We start from the raw sequence: 15,548 nt of genomic DNA on the forward strand, positions 1-15,548 counted from the left end.
TTACGCTCCGTTCCGTTTTGTTGGGTTCGGCGCTAGCGTAAAAGAAAACCACGTCCCAACTCGTCCTCGGGTTCGACGATGAATTCGGCCCGGCCGCTGTAGAAGGCGCGGCCGCCGACACGGGCGATGATGGCATCATGCGGCCCGGTTTTCGCGGTCCTCGCCACGCTGCCGGAAAAGCGCGAGCCGGCGATACTCTCGAACAGCCGCGTCTGGCCGGCGATTTCGCCCCTGGCATGCATCGCCGCCAGCCGCGCGGTGACGCCCGATCCGGTCGGCGAGCGGTCGACCTGAGCCTCGGCGAAGACGCATATGTTTTTGGTCGGGCTATCGGAATATGCGTCCTGTCCGTCGGTCAGGATGGTGCCGTAGAGAAAGGCAAGCTCGGCATGGTCGGGATGCGACAGCGGGAATTCCTTCTCCAGCTTCTCCGTCAGTGCCGTCGCCGCATCGACGAAATCGCACACGCGGTTTTCGCCGAACTCCAGCCCGAACTGCCGGCAATCGGCGAGCGCATAGAAGGCGCCGCCATAGGCGATGTCGAATCCGATCGCCCCGTAACCCGGCAATTCGATCTGCTGGTCGCGGGCGAACAGAAAGGCCGGCACGCTTTCGAATGACACAGCACCGGCCTTGCCGTCCTGCACCTCGACCGAGGCGACGACCAGCCCGCACGGCGCCTCGATGTTGACTGTCGTTAGCGGCTCCTGCCGCGCCACCAGCCCCTCGTCGACGGCGTAGCGGCCGAGCGCGACGATGGCGTGGCCGCACATCGTCGAATAGCCCTCATTGTGCATGAACAGCACGGCGAGGTCGGCGCCGGGCAGGTCGGGTTCCACCAGCAGCGCGCCATACATGTCGTAATGGCCGCGCGGCTCGAATATCAGGATCTTCCTGAGATGATCGAGATGATCGCGCACATAGGCGCGTTTTTCCAGGATCGTGCCTGCAGGAATCCTGGGATAACCACCGGTGACGATCCGCAGCGGCTCGCCGCCGGTGTGCATGTCGACGACGCTGAGCTTCATGCGTTGGGTTCGGCAAACAACGCCTGCAGCTTGCCGAACGGCATGGCGGTGCGGGTGAAGCCGAAGGTGCCGTCCTGCTGGATCTCGCGCGCCGCCGTTTCCAGCATGCCGAAGGCGTAGTTGGTCAGCCAGGGCCCGAGCGAAATGCGCTTGACCCCTGCCTGGGCAAGATCGGCGATGGTGAAGCCGGGCCTCACCATGACGTTGACCGGCTTGGTCAGCGCCGAGCAGACGGTTTGCACCGTCTCGACATCGCCGAGGCCTGGCGCGTAGAGCACGTCGGCGCCGGCCTTCTCGAAGGCCTGCAGCCGCTTGATCGTGTCGTCGATGTCTGGCCTGCCCCACAGAAAATTCTCGGCCCGCGCGGTGAAGACGAAGTCGTGCTTCAGCGCCCGTGCCGCCTCCGCTGCAGCGGCGACGCGCTCGACGGCATGCGAAAATTCATAAATCGGCTTGTCGGGCTCGCCGGTGTGGTCCTCGATCGAGCAGCCGGCGAGGCCTGCCGCTTCGGCTGCGAAGACAGTTTCCGCGGCACTTGTCGCGCTGTCGCCCTTGCCCTTCTCAAGGTCGGCCGAGACCGGCAGGCCGGTCGCCGCGGTCACGTCGCGGCAGTGGTGGATCATCGCCTCGAAGGTCACCGCGCCATCGGGCAGGCCGCGCGAAAAGGCAAAGCCGGCGCTGGTCGTCGCCAACGCCTTGAAACCGAAGGAGGCCAGCAGTTTCGTCGTGCCGACGTCCCAGGGGTTGGGCATGACGAAGATCGAACTGTGCAGGTCGCGAAAGGTCTTGCCCTTGTCCATGGATGCTCCCCAGAGTGCGAAGCGCATTTTATCCCGCCACTGCCCGCCGGGCAAACGAATGCGATTGGGTCAGAAGCGATTGGCGTTCTCTCCTGCCAATTTGTCCAGTGCGTCGGACCCCTTGACGTACGCGGCCCCTTCCCAATGGTAGGTGACGGAGATGTCGCGCGAGGAAGCCTCGGGCGCCGCATCGTCGCAGCTTTCGCCATTCGGCATGGTGGCATCGGTCACCGTCGCCTTGATGGCCGCATAGGGCTGGCCTTCCGCAGCGGTCTGAAACGCCAACTCCTGCGTGCGCCTGTAGGCGCACAGGGATACGTCGAACGTAGAGATCATGTCGATCAGCTCGAACCTGTCGTCGCGGACCAGGATCAGCGGCGTGCTCACATAGCCCTGGCTCGAATTGAAATGCGTGCTCAGGGTGATGATGACGTCATCGCCTAGCCCGATCGGAAGCTTGCCCGGATCGCGGAAATAGGTGCTCCGGTCGACGGCGACATTGACAGCGTCGAGCAGTCTCGGCTTGCCGGCAAGATCGTAGAGCGCCAGCACCGCAAAGCCCTCTGCGCTGTCGGAGGAACTGCCGAGGTCGAACAGCATGGCCAGCCGTTCCTTGCCGCCGGCCCTGATCTGGAGCACGCCAGCATTGGAAAAGCCCGACGTTTCGGGCGGCGAGCCACCGCTATCCCCACCTTCGATATGGCGCATCTCGATCGGCATGGAGCCACGGTAGAAGCCATCCTTGTCCGCCGCCAGATCGGGAATGACCATCCTGGCGAGGTCGAGATAGGTCGTGTTCTCGTGGCCGGGGAGGGTGCTGCCAAGGTCCGGGAAGCTGACGCCCTGCGCGCTGGCCGCGGCCCACAGACACGGCAGCAGCAAGCAGGCGAGGGTGAAGCGAGACAGGATCGAGTTCATAGGCTGGGCGCATCCCACTGTCGGACATTGGCAAGCTAGCATAGGCGCCTGGCGCGTCCAGCCGGATAACAACCTGAAGACCAGATCAGGGGATCGGCACCAGCCCGGCCAGCTCGCGCATGTCGTCAAACAGGATGCCGCCGGCCTCGGTCAGGCCGTCGCGGTCGGAATGCGGGTCGCCGTAGTAGGAAAATACGCGCATGCCGGCGGCAATGCCGGCTAATGTCCCGGCGACGCTGTCCTCGATGACGATGCAGTCGGCTGGCGCGAAGCCCATCGTGCTTGCGGCATGCAGGAACAGGTCGGGAAAAGGCTTGCCGCGCGAAACCATGGTCGAGCTGAACAGTGCATGCTCGAACAGCGGCAGCAGCCCGGTCTGGCCGAGCGTGATGTGCATTTTACTCACCCGCGCCGACGAAGCGACGCAAGTTGCGATGCCGGCAGCGTGCACGGCTTCGATGAACTGCCTGACATAGGGGACGGCTTCGACGCCATGCGCGAACAGGTCCGGCAGACCGGCGTTCCAACGGTCGACGAAATCGGCGCCGAGGCTGGCGCCGGTCGCCTCGACTTCCTTCTGCACCGAGACCATGGCGCGGCCGGAGAAGTTCTTGCGGCAATATTCGAAGCTTGCCGGGTAGCCGGCGGCGCTGAGCCATTCGGCGAGGCGCCGATTGGCCAGGTTCTCGGTGTCGACCAGAACCCCGTCGCAATCGAAGATGACGAGTTTGGGTAGCGACATCAGGCCGTGCCGGTCGATCCGAAGCCGCCGGAGCCGCGCGTCGTTCCGCCGGCCAAGCTGCGCTCATCGACCGTCGCCTGCGTCACCGGGGCGAAGACGATCTGCGCGATCCGCATGCCGCGCGTCACCGCGAAATCCTCGTCGCCAAGATTGATCAGCAGCACCTTGACCTCGCCGCGATAGTCGCTGTCGATGGTGCCCGGCGTGTTGAGACAGGTAAGCCCGTGCTTGAAGGCGAGGCCCGAGCGTGGCCGGACCTGGCCTTCCACCCCCTCCGGGATCTCCAGGATCAGTCCGGTCGGCACCAGCGCGCGTTTTCCCGGCAGGATCAGCAGCGGCCGGTCGTCCGGCACCGCGGCGCGCAGATCCATGCCGGCGGCGCCCGCGCTTTCATAGGCGGGAAGCGGCAGGCCTTCACCATGTGGCAGCCTGATGAAGCCGACGGCCGGACCGATGACGGAGGAAGTGTAGAGTGCTGCGCGCATGAGGCTGATCCTATCGCTGTCAACGCCGATTCAGTCAACTCGGCGGCCAGGCTATCAACGGCTTTCTTTCAGCGCAGTTCCGTTTCAGCGCAGTTCTACGGGAATGATCGTCGTCTCCTTGATCTCCTCCATGACGAAGGACGCCGAAACATCCGACAGCGCCACCTTGGCGATCAGCCGCTGATAGAGCCGGTCATACGCCTTCACGTCGGCGACGCGGGCACGCAATACATAATCGAGGTCGCCGGACATGCGGTAGACGCCGGTGATCTCGGGAAAACTGGTGACTGCCGCCCGGAATTTCTGCAGCCAGTCCGGATCGTGGTTGGAGGTCCGGACCAGGATGAACACCGAAAGGCCAAGGCCAAGCTTGTCGGCATCGACCAGCGCCACCCGGCCGGTGATGACTCCGTCTTCTTCGAGCCGCTTGACCCGGCGCCAGCAGGCGTTGCGCGACAGCGACACTCTTTCCGACAATTGGTCGACCGACAGCGTGCCGTCGCGTTGCAGTTCGGCCAGCAATCTTCGGTCGATCTCATCGATTTCCAGCGGCATGTGGGATGTTTGTCCCAATAATTGGCCAAACACAAGGATGATTTGGGACCGATGAACCGAAAGCTTGTGCCAGAATATTCAGCATCGGGGGCTTACCCAGCCAGGAGGGATCACCATGACGACACGGCTTGCAAGGCTCTTTACCTCTCACCCGGCCAAGGTGGGCGAGACCTATTTCAGCCATATGGCCTTCGCGGCGTGGTTCTGCTCGCGTCTGTTCATGGCAGCGTTCGCCGCACTCATTCACGCTTTCTTGCCGTTTCTGTTCGAGACTACGGCCAGCCGAATCATCCGCGAGCTCTATGAGCGCACGCACAACAGAGGCACACACGCGATCAAGGAGCCTGCGGCTCTCATGGATCGCGCCTGAGGGGGATTAAGCGATGTGCCGGTGGGCGGCCTACCTCGGCGAAGCGGTTTTCCTCGAAGACATCGTCACGGCACCCTGCCATTCGCTGATCGCCCAGAGTCATTGCGCCCAGGAAGCCAAGTCGCCGACCAATGGCGATGGCTTTGGTCTCGCCTGGTACGGCGACCGGCCCGAACCGGGTCTCTATCGCGACATCCTGCCGGCCTGGTCCGATCCCAATCTGAAGAGCCTGTGCCGGCAGATCAGGTCCAGCCTGTTCCTTGCCCATGTGCGCGCCTCGACCGGCGGCGCCACCAGCCGCATGAACTGTCATCCCTTCACTGCCGGCCGCTGGTCGTTCATGCACAACGGCCAGATCGGCGGCTTCGAAAGAATCCGCCGCGCGCTGGAAAATGCGCTCTCCGACGATGTCTTCGATCGCCGCGAGGGCACCACCGATTCCGAACTTTTCTTTCTCCTGATGATCGACGAGGGTCTGGCGGGCGATCCGCAAGGCGCAGTGTCGCGCGCTACGGCGCGGGTGATCGACGCCTCGCGCCGCGCCGGCTTCGAACCGGCGCTGAGACTTACCGCCGCCTTGTCGGACGGCGAATCGCTCCATGCGGTGCGCTATGCGACCGATGCCCACGCGCCGACCCTCTACACCTCCGTCTTCCGCAATGGCGGCGGGCGATGCCTTATGTTGGAGCCTTTCGACCGTGATAGCGGCGACTGGCAGCCGATCCCGCCCTCTAGCTTCGTCACCATTACCAGAGACGGCATGACCATTCGTCCGTTTGCGCCGGAGCCGGCAAGACTGGCGCTGGCCGTGTAGATCCCTCGCTATCGCGGAATATCGCGGGACGGTGCCGACCTCAGCAGACCCTTGCAGCGCAATTCCAATCAAGCACCGCCAGTCCTCGAATGCTGAACTCGGCTTGAAGACGCGCCGTAGTTCGCCATTTGGTGAGGCTGGCGCCGCTAGCAAGCCGGAGCATTGGTCATGGACCTCGTCTTTTCCTCCACCAGAGAATTGGCTGCCGCGATCCGCGACCGCAAGATTTCCGCCGTGGAAGCGCTGGACGCGCATTTGGCTGAGATCGACAGGCATAATGAGGCGGTCAACGCGGTCGTCACGCTCGACAGGGAAGGGGCTCGCGCTCGCGCGAAGAAGGCCGACGAAGCGCAAGCGCGCGGCGACGCTCTCGGGCCGCTGCACGGCGTGCCGTTCACGCTGAAGGACACTCACGAAACAGTGGGGATGAAGACGACGGTCGGCTTTCCGCCTTTTGCCGACTATGTGGCGAGAAAAGACAGCCCGGTCGTTCTCAGGTTGAAGGCGGCCGGCGGCGTGCTGGTCGGCAAGACAAATGTCGCAACGATGCTGGGCGACTGGCAGTCGAACAACCCACTGTTCGGCCGCACCAGTAATCCGTGGGATCAATCGCGCACCGCCGGCGGTTCCAGCGGGGGAGCGGCGGCAGCACTTTGCGCTGGCATGACGCCATTCGAACTCGGCACCGACATGCAGGATTCGATCCGCCTGCCGGCAGCCTTCTGCGGTGTCCACGGCCTCAAGCCGACCGAGCATCGCGTCTCCTTGGCCGGCGCCTTTCCCGATCCCGGTGGCGTACCGCGCGGCGTACGGCTGATGTCCTGCATCGGTCCGCTGGCCCGCAACGTCGAAGATCTGGCGCTGATCCTGAGGATCATTGCAGGACCGGATGGCAGCGACACCGACCTTGCCCCGGTGCCTGTCGAGGGCACGCCGGAGGTTGATCCCAAGACCCTGCGCATCGCTTTCGCGCCGGCCTTTCCGGGTTTTCCGGTAGCCGGCGAGATCAGGGCCGCGGTCGAAAGTCTGGCCGAGCAACTCAAGTCTGCGGGGGCAGCCGTCGAGGAAGCAAGACTGCCGACGCTCGACCTGCATGACGATCTGACGCAAGGCGGCGCGCTGATCGGCATGATGCTGGAGGCTGCGCAACCGGAGCCGCCAGAAGAACCGACACCGGTCTCGCGCTGGTTCGAGGCGCTCGCCCGCCGCGACCAGTCAATCCTTGCCTGGGACTGGTTTTTCGAAGGTTGCGATGTCTTGCTTTGCCCCGTCGCCATGACCACGGCCTTTCCGCATTGCGAGCCGGGAACACCAATCAAGGTCGATGACAGGGAGCAGAGCTACTGGCTGCTGCCAGCCTATGGCGCGGTGTTCAACTACAGCGGCCACCCAGCACTGTCGATGCCCTGCGGGCAGGACCGCGACGGCCTGCCCATCGGCTTGCAGCTGGTCGGCCGTCGCTGGTCAGAATCGCGGCTGCTTGGCATCGCCAGGGCGATAGCGCCGCTGAGCGGCGGTTTTCGCCCTCCGCCCGGCTATTGAGCAAACCGCGCCAACCCATAGGGCTCAAGCAGCGGGTCGCGCGCGTCGTCCAGTATTTCCCGGCCGGCGAACAGGCCGACGGCAGGCGCCAGCGTGATGCCGGAATGCATGACCGCGACATAGAGGCCGCTCACGCCTTGAGCCCGTCCGATGATCGGAAAGCCGTCGATCGGCGTCGGCCGATAGCCGACAGTGTGAAAATCCAGATCCAGCCGGTCGGCGCCGCGCAGCATGGTTTTCATCGACGCATACAACTCGCGGGCTGTGGCTTCGGTATCCATGCCCGGATCGGCGCCGCCGAAATCCAAGCCGGCGATGATGCGGCCCTCGGCAGTCTGGCGCATGTGCAGCCGGTCGCCGATCACCAGGCCGTTGAGCAGCTTTTCGTACGGGCGTGAATGGACGATCAGGCCGGGCGGCGTCTCGATCGGCAGTTTTAGCCCGGCCGTTGCCGCAATTGCCGCAGAGCCGGCGCCGGCCGCGATCACCACCTCGTCGGCGACAATCCGTCCGCCTGACGTATCGACGCCGCTAATCCTGCCATTGGTCTGTATCAGCGCGGTGACTGTCGTGCTGGTAATCACCCGCGCGCCAACCCGCTCGGCGTCGGCCAGCAGCGTCTGCGTGGCCGCGACCGGTTCGGCCACGCCCTCCTCAGCGACGTGAAGGGCGAAGTCGGGAAGCTCGGTCAAATTGGGCTCTATACGTGCGGCTCCCACGCGGTTGACGCGCTCGATCCCGTAGCCCCAGGCGGAATGCTCGGCGGCATAGGCCTCAAGCTCGGCCGGCGGCATGTCCCAGCACAGGCCGCCGCACCAGGCGAGCGGAATGCCGGGCACGTCATGGGCAAGCCGCGTCCACTCGGCCATCGAACGGGTACGCAGCCGGAAATACGGCTCTGGATTGCCCCAACTGGCATTGATCCAGGCAAAGGAATTCGGCGTAGCGACACCGCCGGCGCCGCTGTCGGCAATGATCGTCACGTTCGCGCCAGCCTTCGCCAGATGCCAGCCGATGGACGCGCCGATGATGCCGGCGCCGACGACGATGACGTGCTTGGCTGCGCTCATGGATGGACCTTTATCGAACCGCCTCATGTTGATGCCATTGCGGCGGACCTATCTCAAGGCGGGGCAACCGCCCAAAATTGTTCGACAGGCTGCAAAAGCGCTGCTAGAAGCCCGCGCACCACATGGGATTCCATAAATTGGCTGAAGACATCACGAACGCGGTGGCGCGCCGCCGCACTTTCGCGATCATCGCGCATCCGGACGCCGGCAAGACGACGCTGACCGAAAAGCTGCTTTTGTTCGGCGGTGCCATCCAGCTTGCCGGCGAGGTCAAGGCCAAGAAGGATCGCATCCAGACCCGGTCGGACTGGATGAAGATAGAGCGCGAGCGCGGCATTTCGGTCGTCACCTCGGTGATGACCTTCGAGTATGAGGACAATGTCTTCAACCTGCTCGATACGCCCGGTCACGAGGATTTCGCCGACGATACCTATCGCACGCTGTCGGCGGTCGATGCGGCGGTCATGGTCATCGACGCCGCCAAGGGTATCGAGCCGCGCACGCTAAAACTGTTCGAGGTCTGCCGGCTTCGCGACATCCCGATCATCACCTTCGTCAACAAGATGGACCGCGAAAGCCGCGACCCGTTCGAGATCCTCGATGAGATCGAGCAGAAGCTGGCGCTGGACACCGCACCGATCACCTGGCCGATCGGCCGCGGCAAAACCTTTTCCGGCACCTATCATCTGGCGCTGAACGCGGTGCGCAAGGGCGACGCCGAGAAAGAACGCACGCCGGTCAATGGTCCCGACTCCAACCGCGTCGCCGGCCTGTTGCCGGAGAACGAGCGCGAGGCTTTCATCGAGGAGCTGGAGCTGGCGCGCGAAGCCTGCCGCCCGCTCGACATCGGTGCGTTTCGCGAGGGCCATCTGACGCCGGTTTATTTCGGTTCGGCGCTGCGCAATTACGGCGTCCGCGACCTGATCGAGGCGCTTGGTGCCTACGGGCCGCCGCCACGCGCGCAGGAAGCCGATACCCGCAAAGTCGAGGCGACCGAGGATAGGATGACCTCCTTCGTCTTCAAGATCCAGGCCAACATGGATCCCAACCACCGCGACCGCATCGCCTTCGTCCGCGTCTGCTCGGGCAAGCTCGAGCGCGGCATGAAAGCCAAGCTGGTGCGCACGGGAAAACCGATGAGCCTGTCGGCGCCGCAATTTTTCTTCGCCCGCACCCGCGTCACCGCCGACGAGGCCTTTGCCGGCGACGTCGTCGGCATCCCCAACCACGGCACGCTGCGCATCGGCGATACGCTGACCGAGGGCGAGGAGATCCTGTTCCGCGGCGTGCCGAATTTCGCGCCGGAAATCCTGCGCCGCGTCCGGCTCGGCGACGCGATGAAGGCCAAGAAGCTGAAGGAGGCGCTGCACCAGATGGCCGAGGAAGGCGTCGTGCAACTGTTCTCGCCAGAAGACGGCTCGCCGGCAATCGTCGGCGTCGTCGGTGCGCTGCAGCTCGACGTGCTGAAGGAGCGGCTGAATATCGAATACACGCTGCCGGTCGATTTCGAGATGTCGCGCTTTTCCGTCTGCCGCTGGATATCGGCCGACGACAAGGCCGAGGTGCATCGCTTCATCGAGGCGCATCGCGGCGACATTGCCCGCGACCTCGACCACGATCCGGTGTTCCTTGCCCAGCACGCCTTTTCGCTCAACTACGAGGCCGAGCGCTGGAAGGCGATCCGCTTCGCCGCGGTCAAGGATTATCAGGTCCGCGACAAGGCGGCTTGAACTAGACTCAGCGCCTTCCCTTCCCCCTCGTGGGGAAGATAGATTGGCACGGAGAGCCGAGCCGGATGAGGGGTGTTGGACAGAGTGCCGGCGGCGCCAAGCTGGAACACCCCTCATCCGACCGAGCTTCGCTCGGCCACCTTCTCCCACAAGGGGAGAAGGGAAGATCGGACGGCTCGATCACCCCCTGGCCGCCTCTTCGATCTTGGCGATGTCGATCTTGCTCATCTGCATCATAGCCTGCATGACGCGGCCGGCCTTTTCCGTGTCGGGGTCCTGCAGCAGCCTCGGCAATTGCTCCGGCACGACCTGCCAGGACACGCCGAATTTGTCCTTCAGCCAGCTGCACTGGCTGGGCTCGCCACCGCCCTCGATGAGCCTTTCCCAGAAATAGTCGACCTCCTCCTGCGTCTTGCAGTCGATGGAGAGCGAGACTGCCTCGGTGAACTTGAATTGCGGCCCGCCGTTGAGCGCCTGGAACTGCACGCCGTCGAGCTCGAAATAGGTCACCAGCACCTTGCCCTCATTATCGCCGCTGCCCTTGGGCCAGCGCATCACGCTCAGCACCTTCGAGTTCTTGAAGATGGAGATGTAATGGTTCATGGCCTCCTCGGCCTGGTCGTCGAACCACAGGCACGGGGTGATCTTTTGCATTTTCTTGCTCCTTGGGCTGTTTTGGCTTGTTTTCACGCGTCCAACGGCCGGCTGGCGATTGATGCCGGTCGCCGCCGTCTGCCCAAGGACGCTCAAACAAAACACGATCCGACAGCACCTCTGACTTTTTTTACTGCCTGGACCGGCTTGCCGTCTTTGGCTCAAGATCCCGGCGCATCGCAAAACCGTGGCCAGACCAGACGGTGGCGTATATAACGCCGCTCAGTTCCGGTTTTCCGCCCCTGTTCGGACGACGCAAACAGCAAGGACAGTTTAATGCCCGCCTACCGTTCCCGCACCACTACCCATGGCCGTAACATGGCCGGCGCCCGCGGCCTGTGGCGCGCCACCGGCATGAAGGATTCCGATTTCGGCAAGCCGATCATCGCTGTCGTCAATTCCTTCACCCAGTTCGTTCCGGGCCACGTCCATCTCAAGGATCTCGGCCAACTGGTCGCCCGCGAGATCGAGAAGGCCGGCGGCGTCGCCAAGGAGTTCAACACCATCGCTGTCGACGACGGCATCGCCATGGGTCATGACGGCATGCTCTATTCGCTGCCTTCGCGCGAGCTGATCGCCGACTCCGTCGAATATATGGTCAACGCCCACTGCGCCGACGCCATGGTCTGCATCTCGAATTGCGACAAGATCACGCCGGGCATGCTGATGGCGTCGCTGCGTCTCAACATCCCGACCGTCTTCGTCTCCGGCGGCCCGATGGAGGCCGGCAAGGTGGTGCTTGCCGGCAAGACGCAGGCGCTCGATCTGGTCGACGCCATGGTCGCGGCTGCCGACGACAAGATCTCCGACGAGGACGTCAAGGTAATCGAGCGCTCGGCCTGCCCGACCTGCGGCTCCTGCTCGGGCATGTTCACCGCCAATTCGATGAATTGCCTGACCGAGGCGCTCGGCCTTTCGCTGCCCGGCAACGGTTCGACGTTGGCGACGCACGTCGACCGCAGGCGGCTGTTCGTCGAGGCCGGCCACCTGATCGTCGATCTCGCGCAGCGCTACTACGAGCAGGACGACGACACCGCGCTGCCGCGCAGCATCGCCTCGAAGGGCGCCTTCGAGAACGCCATGACGCTCGACATCGCCATGGGCGGCTCGACCAACACCGTGCTGCACATCCTGGCTGCCGCGCATGAGGGCGAGATCGATTTCGGTCAGGACGACATTGACGCGCTGTCACGCAAGGTGCCGGTGCTATGCAAGGTTGCCCCCGCCAAGGCGGATGTGCACATGGAAGACGTCCACCGCGCCGGCGGCATCATGGCGATCCTCGGCCAGCTCGATAACGCCGGACTGATAAACCGCGACCTGCCGACCGTGCACACCGCAAGCCTCGGCGAAGCGCTCGACCATTGGGATATCTCGCGCACGTCAAGCCAGAATGTCCGCGACTTCTTTCTGGCGGCCCCGGGCGGCGTGCCGACGCAGGTCGCCTTCAGCCAGGATCGCCGCTGGGACGAACTCGATCTCGACCGGGAGAAGGGTGTCATCCGCTCGGCCCAATATCCTTTTTCCAAGGATGGTGGCCTTGCCGTGCTGAAAGGCAACCTGGCGCTCGACGGCTGTATCGTGAAGACCGCGGGCGTCGATGAATCGATCCTGAAATTCACCGGCCCGGCCAGGGTGTTCGAAAGCCAGGACGCCAGCGTCAAGGCGATCCTGTCCAACGAGATCAAAGCCGGCGATGTCGTCGTCATCCGCTACGAAGGGCCGCGCGGCGGCCCCGGCATGCAGGAAATGCTCTATCCGACCAGCTATTTGAAGTCGAAGGGCCTCGGCAAGGCCTGCGCGCTGGTCACCGATGGCCGCTTCTCCGGCGGCACCTCCGGCCTGTCGATAGGCCATGCTTCTCCCGAGGCGGCGGAAGGCGGGCTGATCGGGCTGGTGCATGAGGGCGATACGATCGAGATCGATATCCCGAACCGCACCATCCGGCTTGCCGTCGACGATGCCGAACTGGCCGCCCGCCGCGCCGCGATGGAGGCCAAGGGAGCCGCCGCCTGGAAGCCCGAGGAAAAGCGCAAGCGCAAGGTGACAATGGCCTTGCGCGCCTACGCCTCGATGGCGACCAGTGCTGCAAAGGGTGCGGTAAGGTATGTGCCGGAATAGGTTCGCTTCTTCAAAGGGATGACGGTAGATGGATTTCGACCTTATCGTCCGCGGCGGCACGCTGCCCGACGGCAGGATCGCCGATATCGGCATCATCGGCGAGACGATCGCGGCCATCGAGCCGGAGCTGAACGCTGGCGCGGGCACGGCGATCGACGCCCATGGCAATCTGATCTCGCCGCCCTTCGTCGATCCGCATTTTCACATGGACGCCACGCTCTCGCTAGGCATCCCGCGCATCAACGTGTCGGGCACGCTGCTCGAAGGCATCTCGCTGTGGGGCGAACTGAAGCCGCTGTTGACGCACGAAGCGGTGCGCGACCGCGCGCTCGCCTATTGCGACTGGGCAGTGTCCATGGGCCTGCTCGCCATCCGCAGTCATGTCGATGTCTGCGATACCAGGCTGCTGGCGGTCGAAGCCCTGCTCGATGTGAAGAAGACCGTCGCGCCCTATATCGACCTGCAACTGGTCGCCTTCCCGCAGGATGGGTTTTATCGCTCGCCGACGGCGCGCGATAATGCCATCCGCGCGCTCGACATGGGTGTCGACATCGTCGGCGGTATTCCGCATTTCGAGCGCACCGTGGCCGACGGCACGCGTTCGGTGACGGAACTGTGCGAAATCGCGGCAGAACGCGGCCTCATGGTCGACCTGCATTGCGACGAGACCGATGATCCGCTGTCGCGCCATATCGAACAACTGGCCTATGAGACGCAACGCCTCGGCCTGCAGGGCAGGGTCGCCGGCTCGCATCTTACGTCGATGCACTCGATGGACAATTACTATGTCTCGAAGCTGTTGCCGCTGATATCAGAGGCAGGCGTCTCGGCGATCCCCAATCCGCTGATCAACATCATGCTGCAGGGCCGCCACGACACATTCCCCAAACGCCGCGGCCTGACGCGGGTCAAGGAAATGCTTGCCCACGGCATCCGCGTCGGCTGGGGCCAGGATTGCGTGCTCGACCCCTGGTATTCGCTGGGCACCGCCGACATGCTCGACGTCGCCTTCATGGGCCTTCACGTCGCCCAGATGTCGAGCCCGGCCGACATGGCGCGCTGCTTCGACATGGTCACCAACGTCAACGCCGCCATCATGGGCCTCGACCATTTCGGCCTGTCGGTCGGCAAGCGCGCCAGCCTCGTCGTCCTCGATGCCGGCGATCCGGTCGAGGCCTTGCGCCTGCGTCCCGAGCGACTCTGTGTCATCGCCAGGGGCAAGGTGGTGGCCGAGCGGGCCAGGCAGGAAACACGGCTCTCGATCGCCGGACGGCCGGCAACAGTGAACCGCAGGCATCGCCGGTCGCAAAACTCCATCGATCAGATTGATAGGTCCTGACCGCAAGTCTACAATCAACCTCCAGTTTTATGCCGAGGAGGATGTCATGTGGCACAAGGCGGCGATGATGGTCGTGTTGGCGGCGACCTGTGCAGGCTGCATGACGGCCGAAGACCGTCGTGCCGCGGATGAGGCGAAATGTCGATCCTACGGCTTCGTCAGGAAGAATGATGCCTTCGCCGAATGTCTGCAGCGCATCGATCTGGCGCGCCGCGCCGAGCTCAGAAGTGCGTCGGTCTTCGATCCCTGGGATCGGCCGGTGATCTATCGTCCGGTTATCATTCGGCCACGGCCAAAGTAGGCCGTTGCGATCGTCCGTACAGGCCCAGCCGATTTCCGGTCCCTGGTCTGGCCGGCTTCCCGATTTCCGCTCGTCAAAGCGGCCGCTTGCGTCTACGACGCTGCTCACCGGGCTTTCATGCGGGAGGAAGCGACATCGGCATGGCACAGCCAACAGCCCAGAATTCAACGTTCAGGAACGTGCTTTTGGCTGGCATTCTGCTGATGCTGGCCGGCGATTTCCTGTTTGCTTTGAATGATGCGATGGGCAAATGGCTGGTCGCCAGCTTTTCCGTCGGCCAGGTCGTGCTGATCCGTTCCATCGGCGCCTTTTTCGTGCTCGGTCCGATGATCGCGCGTCAAGGCGCGGCCAGGCTGTTCCGCATGGAGCGCCTGGAACTGCAGGTCTTGCGCGTCGTCATGACGACGCTTGACACGGCGCTGTTCTACGCCGCCGTCGTCTATCTGCCGCTCGCCGACGTCATGAGCTTCTACATGGCAGGGCCGATCTACGTGGCGGCGCTGTCCCACCTGCTGCTTGGTGAAAAGGTCGGCTGGCGCCGCTGGATGGCGATTCTGGTCGGGTTCTGCGGTGTGCTGATCATGCTCGAACCGTCCTCGGCCGCGTTTTCGCTGTCGTCGACCTTCGCGCTGGCCGGAAGCATTTCATTCGCCTTCGCGATCATTCTCAACCGGCGGTTGCGTAGCACCAGCGACACCTCGCTCGTTACCTGGCAAACCATCGGCACGCTGCTGGTCGGCGGGTTTCTCACCATCGGCAACTGGCAGACGCCGTCCTCGCTCGATTTCGGCGCCATGCTGCTTCTTGGCATCGTCTCCTGCGGCGCGCATCTGATGATCACCAGGGCGCTGAAGCTGGCGCCGGCGTCGACGCTGGCGCCGCTGCATTACAGCCTGCTGCTGTGGGCCGTCATCTTGGGGCTGGCCTTCTTCGGCGACATGCCCGGCCCGCGCATCCTGATCGGCTCGGGCATCATCGTGCTGGCCGGCCTGTTCATCTTCCATCGCCAGAAAGTGGTCGACACGTTGCCGCCCGAAAACGTGCCGAAAGGTGTCAACTAGGGTCCAGATTTCTGGTGC

Annotated in this window: 16 protein-coding genes; 8 read left to right on the plus strand and 8 right to left on the minus strand. The window is 63.8% G+C overall.

Annotation, left to right across the window (positions count from 1 at the left end):
- Window positions 1-32: 32 nt before the first annotated feature.
- The 6 genes from AC0L3D_RS21725 to AC0L3D_RS21750 all read right to left on the minus strand — a co-directional run bounded on the left by AC0L3D_RS21725 (window position 33) and on the right by AC0L3D_RS21750 (window position 4,528).
- On the minus strand, window positions 33-1,028 hold the full coding sequence (locus AC0L3D_RS21725; protein ID WP_473629015.1) for a proline racemase family protein: 996 nt from the start codon (window positions 1,026-1,028) through the stop codon (window positions 33-35).
- Window positions 1,025-1,828, minus strand: a complete 804-nt coding sequence (locus tag AC0L3D_RS21730; RefSeq protein ID WP_287344930.1) for an isocitrate lyase/PEP mutase family protein — start codon at window positions 1,826-1,828, stop codon at window positions 1,025-1,027. Before AC0L3D_RS21730 ends, AC0L3D_RS21725 begins: the two co-directional genes overlap by 4 nt.
- A gap of 69 nt (window positions 1,829-1,897) precedes the next feature.
- Window positions 1,898-2,746, minus strand: coding sequence for a hypothetical protein (locus AC0L3D_RS21735; protein WP_473629014.1), 849 nt, complete (start codon window positions 2,744-2,746; stop codon window positions 1,898-1,900).
- 85 nt (window positions 2,747-2,831) lie between these two features.
- Window positions 2,832-3,488 carry an HAD family hydrolase gene (locus AC0L3D_RS21740; RefSeq protein ID WP_287055152.1) on the minus strand — a complete coding sequence of 219 codons (657 nt, stop codon included), beginning with the start codon at window positions 3,486-3,488 and terminating at the stop codon, window positions 2,832-2,834.
- Window positions 3,488-3,973, minus strand: coding sequence for a dUTP diphosphatase (dut, locus tag AC0L3D_RS21745; RefSeq protein ID WP_287194544.1), 486 nt, complete (start codon window positions 3,971-3,973; stop codon window positions 3,488-3,490). Before dut ends, AC0L3D_RS21740 begins: the two co-directional genes overlap by 1 nt.
- Window positions 3,974-4,057: 84 nt before the next feature.
- Window positions 4,058-4,528 carry an Lrp/AsnC family transcriptional regulator gene (locus tag AC0L3D_RS21750; RefSeq protein ID WP_128183289.1) on the minus strand — a complete coding sequence of 157 codons (471 nt, stop codon included), beginning with the start codon at window positions 4,526-4,528 and terminating at the stop codon, window positions 4,058-4,060.
- A gap of 115 nt (window positions 4,529-4,643) precedes the next feature.
- Between AC0L3D_RS21750 and AC0L3D_RS21755 the strand changes: the two genes are divergently transcribed.
- From AC0L3D_RS21755 to AC0L3D_RS21765, 3 genes are all read left to right on the plus strand, one after another.
- On the plus strand, window positions 4,644-4,898 hold the full coding sequence (locus AC0L3D_RS21755; RefSeq protein WP_128244455.1) for a DUF6356 family protein: 255 nt from the start codon (window positions 4,644-4,646) through the stop codon (window positions 4,896-4,898).
- Between the two features lie 13 nt (window positions 4,899-4,911).
- Complete coding sequence (locus tag AC0L3D_RS21760; RefSeq protein WP_473629013.1) at window positions 4,912-5,712, plus strand: class II glutamine amidotransferase; 801 nt, start codon at window positions 4,912-4,914, stop codon at window positions 5,710-5,712.
- 168 nt (window positions 5,713-5,880) lie between these two features.
- On the plus strand, window positions 5,881-7,254 hold the full coding sequence (locus AC0L3D_RS21765) for an amidase (protein ID WP_473629012.1): 1,374 nt from the start codon (window positions 5,881-5,883) through the stop codon (window positions 7,252-7,254).
- On the opposite strand, the gene AC0L3D_RS21770 is transcribed toward AC0L3D_RS21765, so the two are convergent.
- Complete coding sequence (locus AC0L3D_RS21770) at window positions 7,248-8,324, minus strand: NAD(P)/FAD-dependent oxidoreductase (RefSeq protein WP_473645768.1); 1,077 nt, start codon at window positions 8,322-8,324, stop codon at window positions 7,248-7,250. The two genes, AC0L3D_RS21765 and AC0L3D_RS21770, sit on opposite strands and share 7 nt — an antisense overlap.
- A gap of 122 nt (window positions 8,325-8,446) precedes the next feature.
- Between AC0L3D_RS21770 and AC0L3D_RS21775 the strand changes: the two genes are divergently transcribed.
- The gene (locus AC0L3D_RS21775) at window positions 8,447-10,054 is read left to right on the plus strand and encodes a peptide chain release factor 3 (protein WP_023803735.1); all 1,608 of its coding nucleotides are present in this window, start codon (window positions 8,447-8,449) and stop codon (window positions 10,052-10,054) included.
- Between the two features lie 180 nt (window positions 10,055-10,234).
- Here the strand turns inward: AC0L3D_RS21775 and AC0L3D_RS21780 are convergent, their stop codons facing one another.
- A complete protein-coding gene (locus AC0L3D_RS21780; RefSeq protein WP_027151605.1) occupies window positions 10,235-10,708 on the minus strand; it encodes a VOC family protein in 474 nt (157 codons plus the stop codon).
- A gap of 276 nt (window positions 10,709-10,984) precedes the next feature.
- Between AC0L3D_RS21780 and ilvD the strand changes: the two genes are divergently transcribed.
- From ilvD to AC0L3D_RS21800, 4 genes are all read left to right on the plus strand, one after another.
- Window positions 10,985-12,829 carry a dihydroxy-acid dehydratase gene (ilvD, locus tag AC0L3D_RS21785; protein ID WP_473629010.1) on the plus strand — a complete coding sequence of 615 codons (1,845 nt, stop codon included), beginning with the start codon at window positions 10,985-10,987 and terminating at the stop codon, window positions 12,827-12,829.
- A 28-nt stretch (window positions 12,830-12,857) separates the two neighbouring features.
- A complete protein-coding gene (locus tag AC0L3D_RS21790) occupies window positions 12,858-14,168 on the plus strand; it encodes an amidohydrolase family protein (RefSeq protein WP_473645770.1) in 1,311 nt (436 codons plus the stop codon).
- A 46-nt stretch (window positions 14,169-14,214) separates the two neighbouring features.
- Window positions 14,215-14,469 (plus strand): hypothetical protein, encoded by a 255-nt coding sequence (locus AC0L3D_RS21795; RefSeq protein WP_128174082.1) that lies wholly within the window; start codon window positions 14,215-14,217, stop codon window positions 14,467-14,469.
- Window positions 14,470-14,609: 140 nt separating this feature from the next.
- Window positions 14,610-15,530, plus strand: a complete 921-nt coding sequence (locus AC0L3D_RS21800; RefSeq protein WP_473645772.1) for a DMT family transporter — start codon at window positions 14,610-14,612, stop codon at window positions 15,528-15,530.
- Window positions 15,531-15,548: the final 18 nt, after the last annotated feature.

The sequence above is a fragment of the Mesorhizobium sp. WSM4837 genome (genome assembly GCF_055811435.1).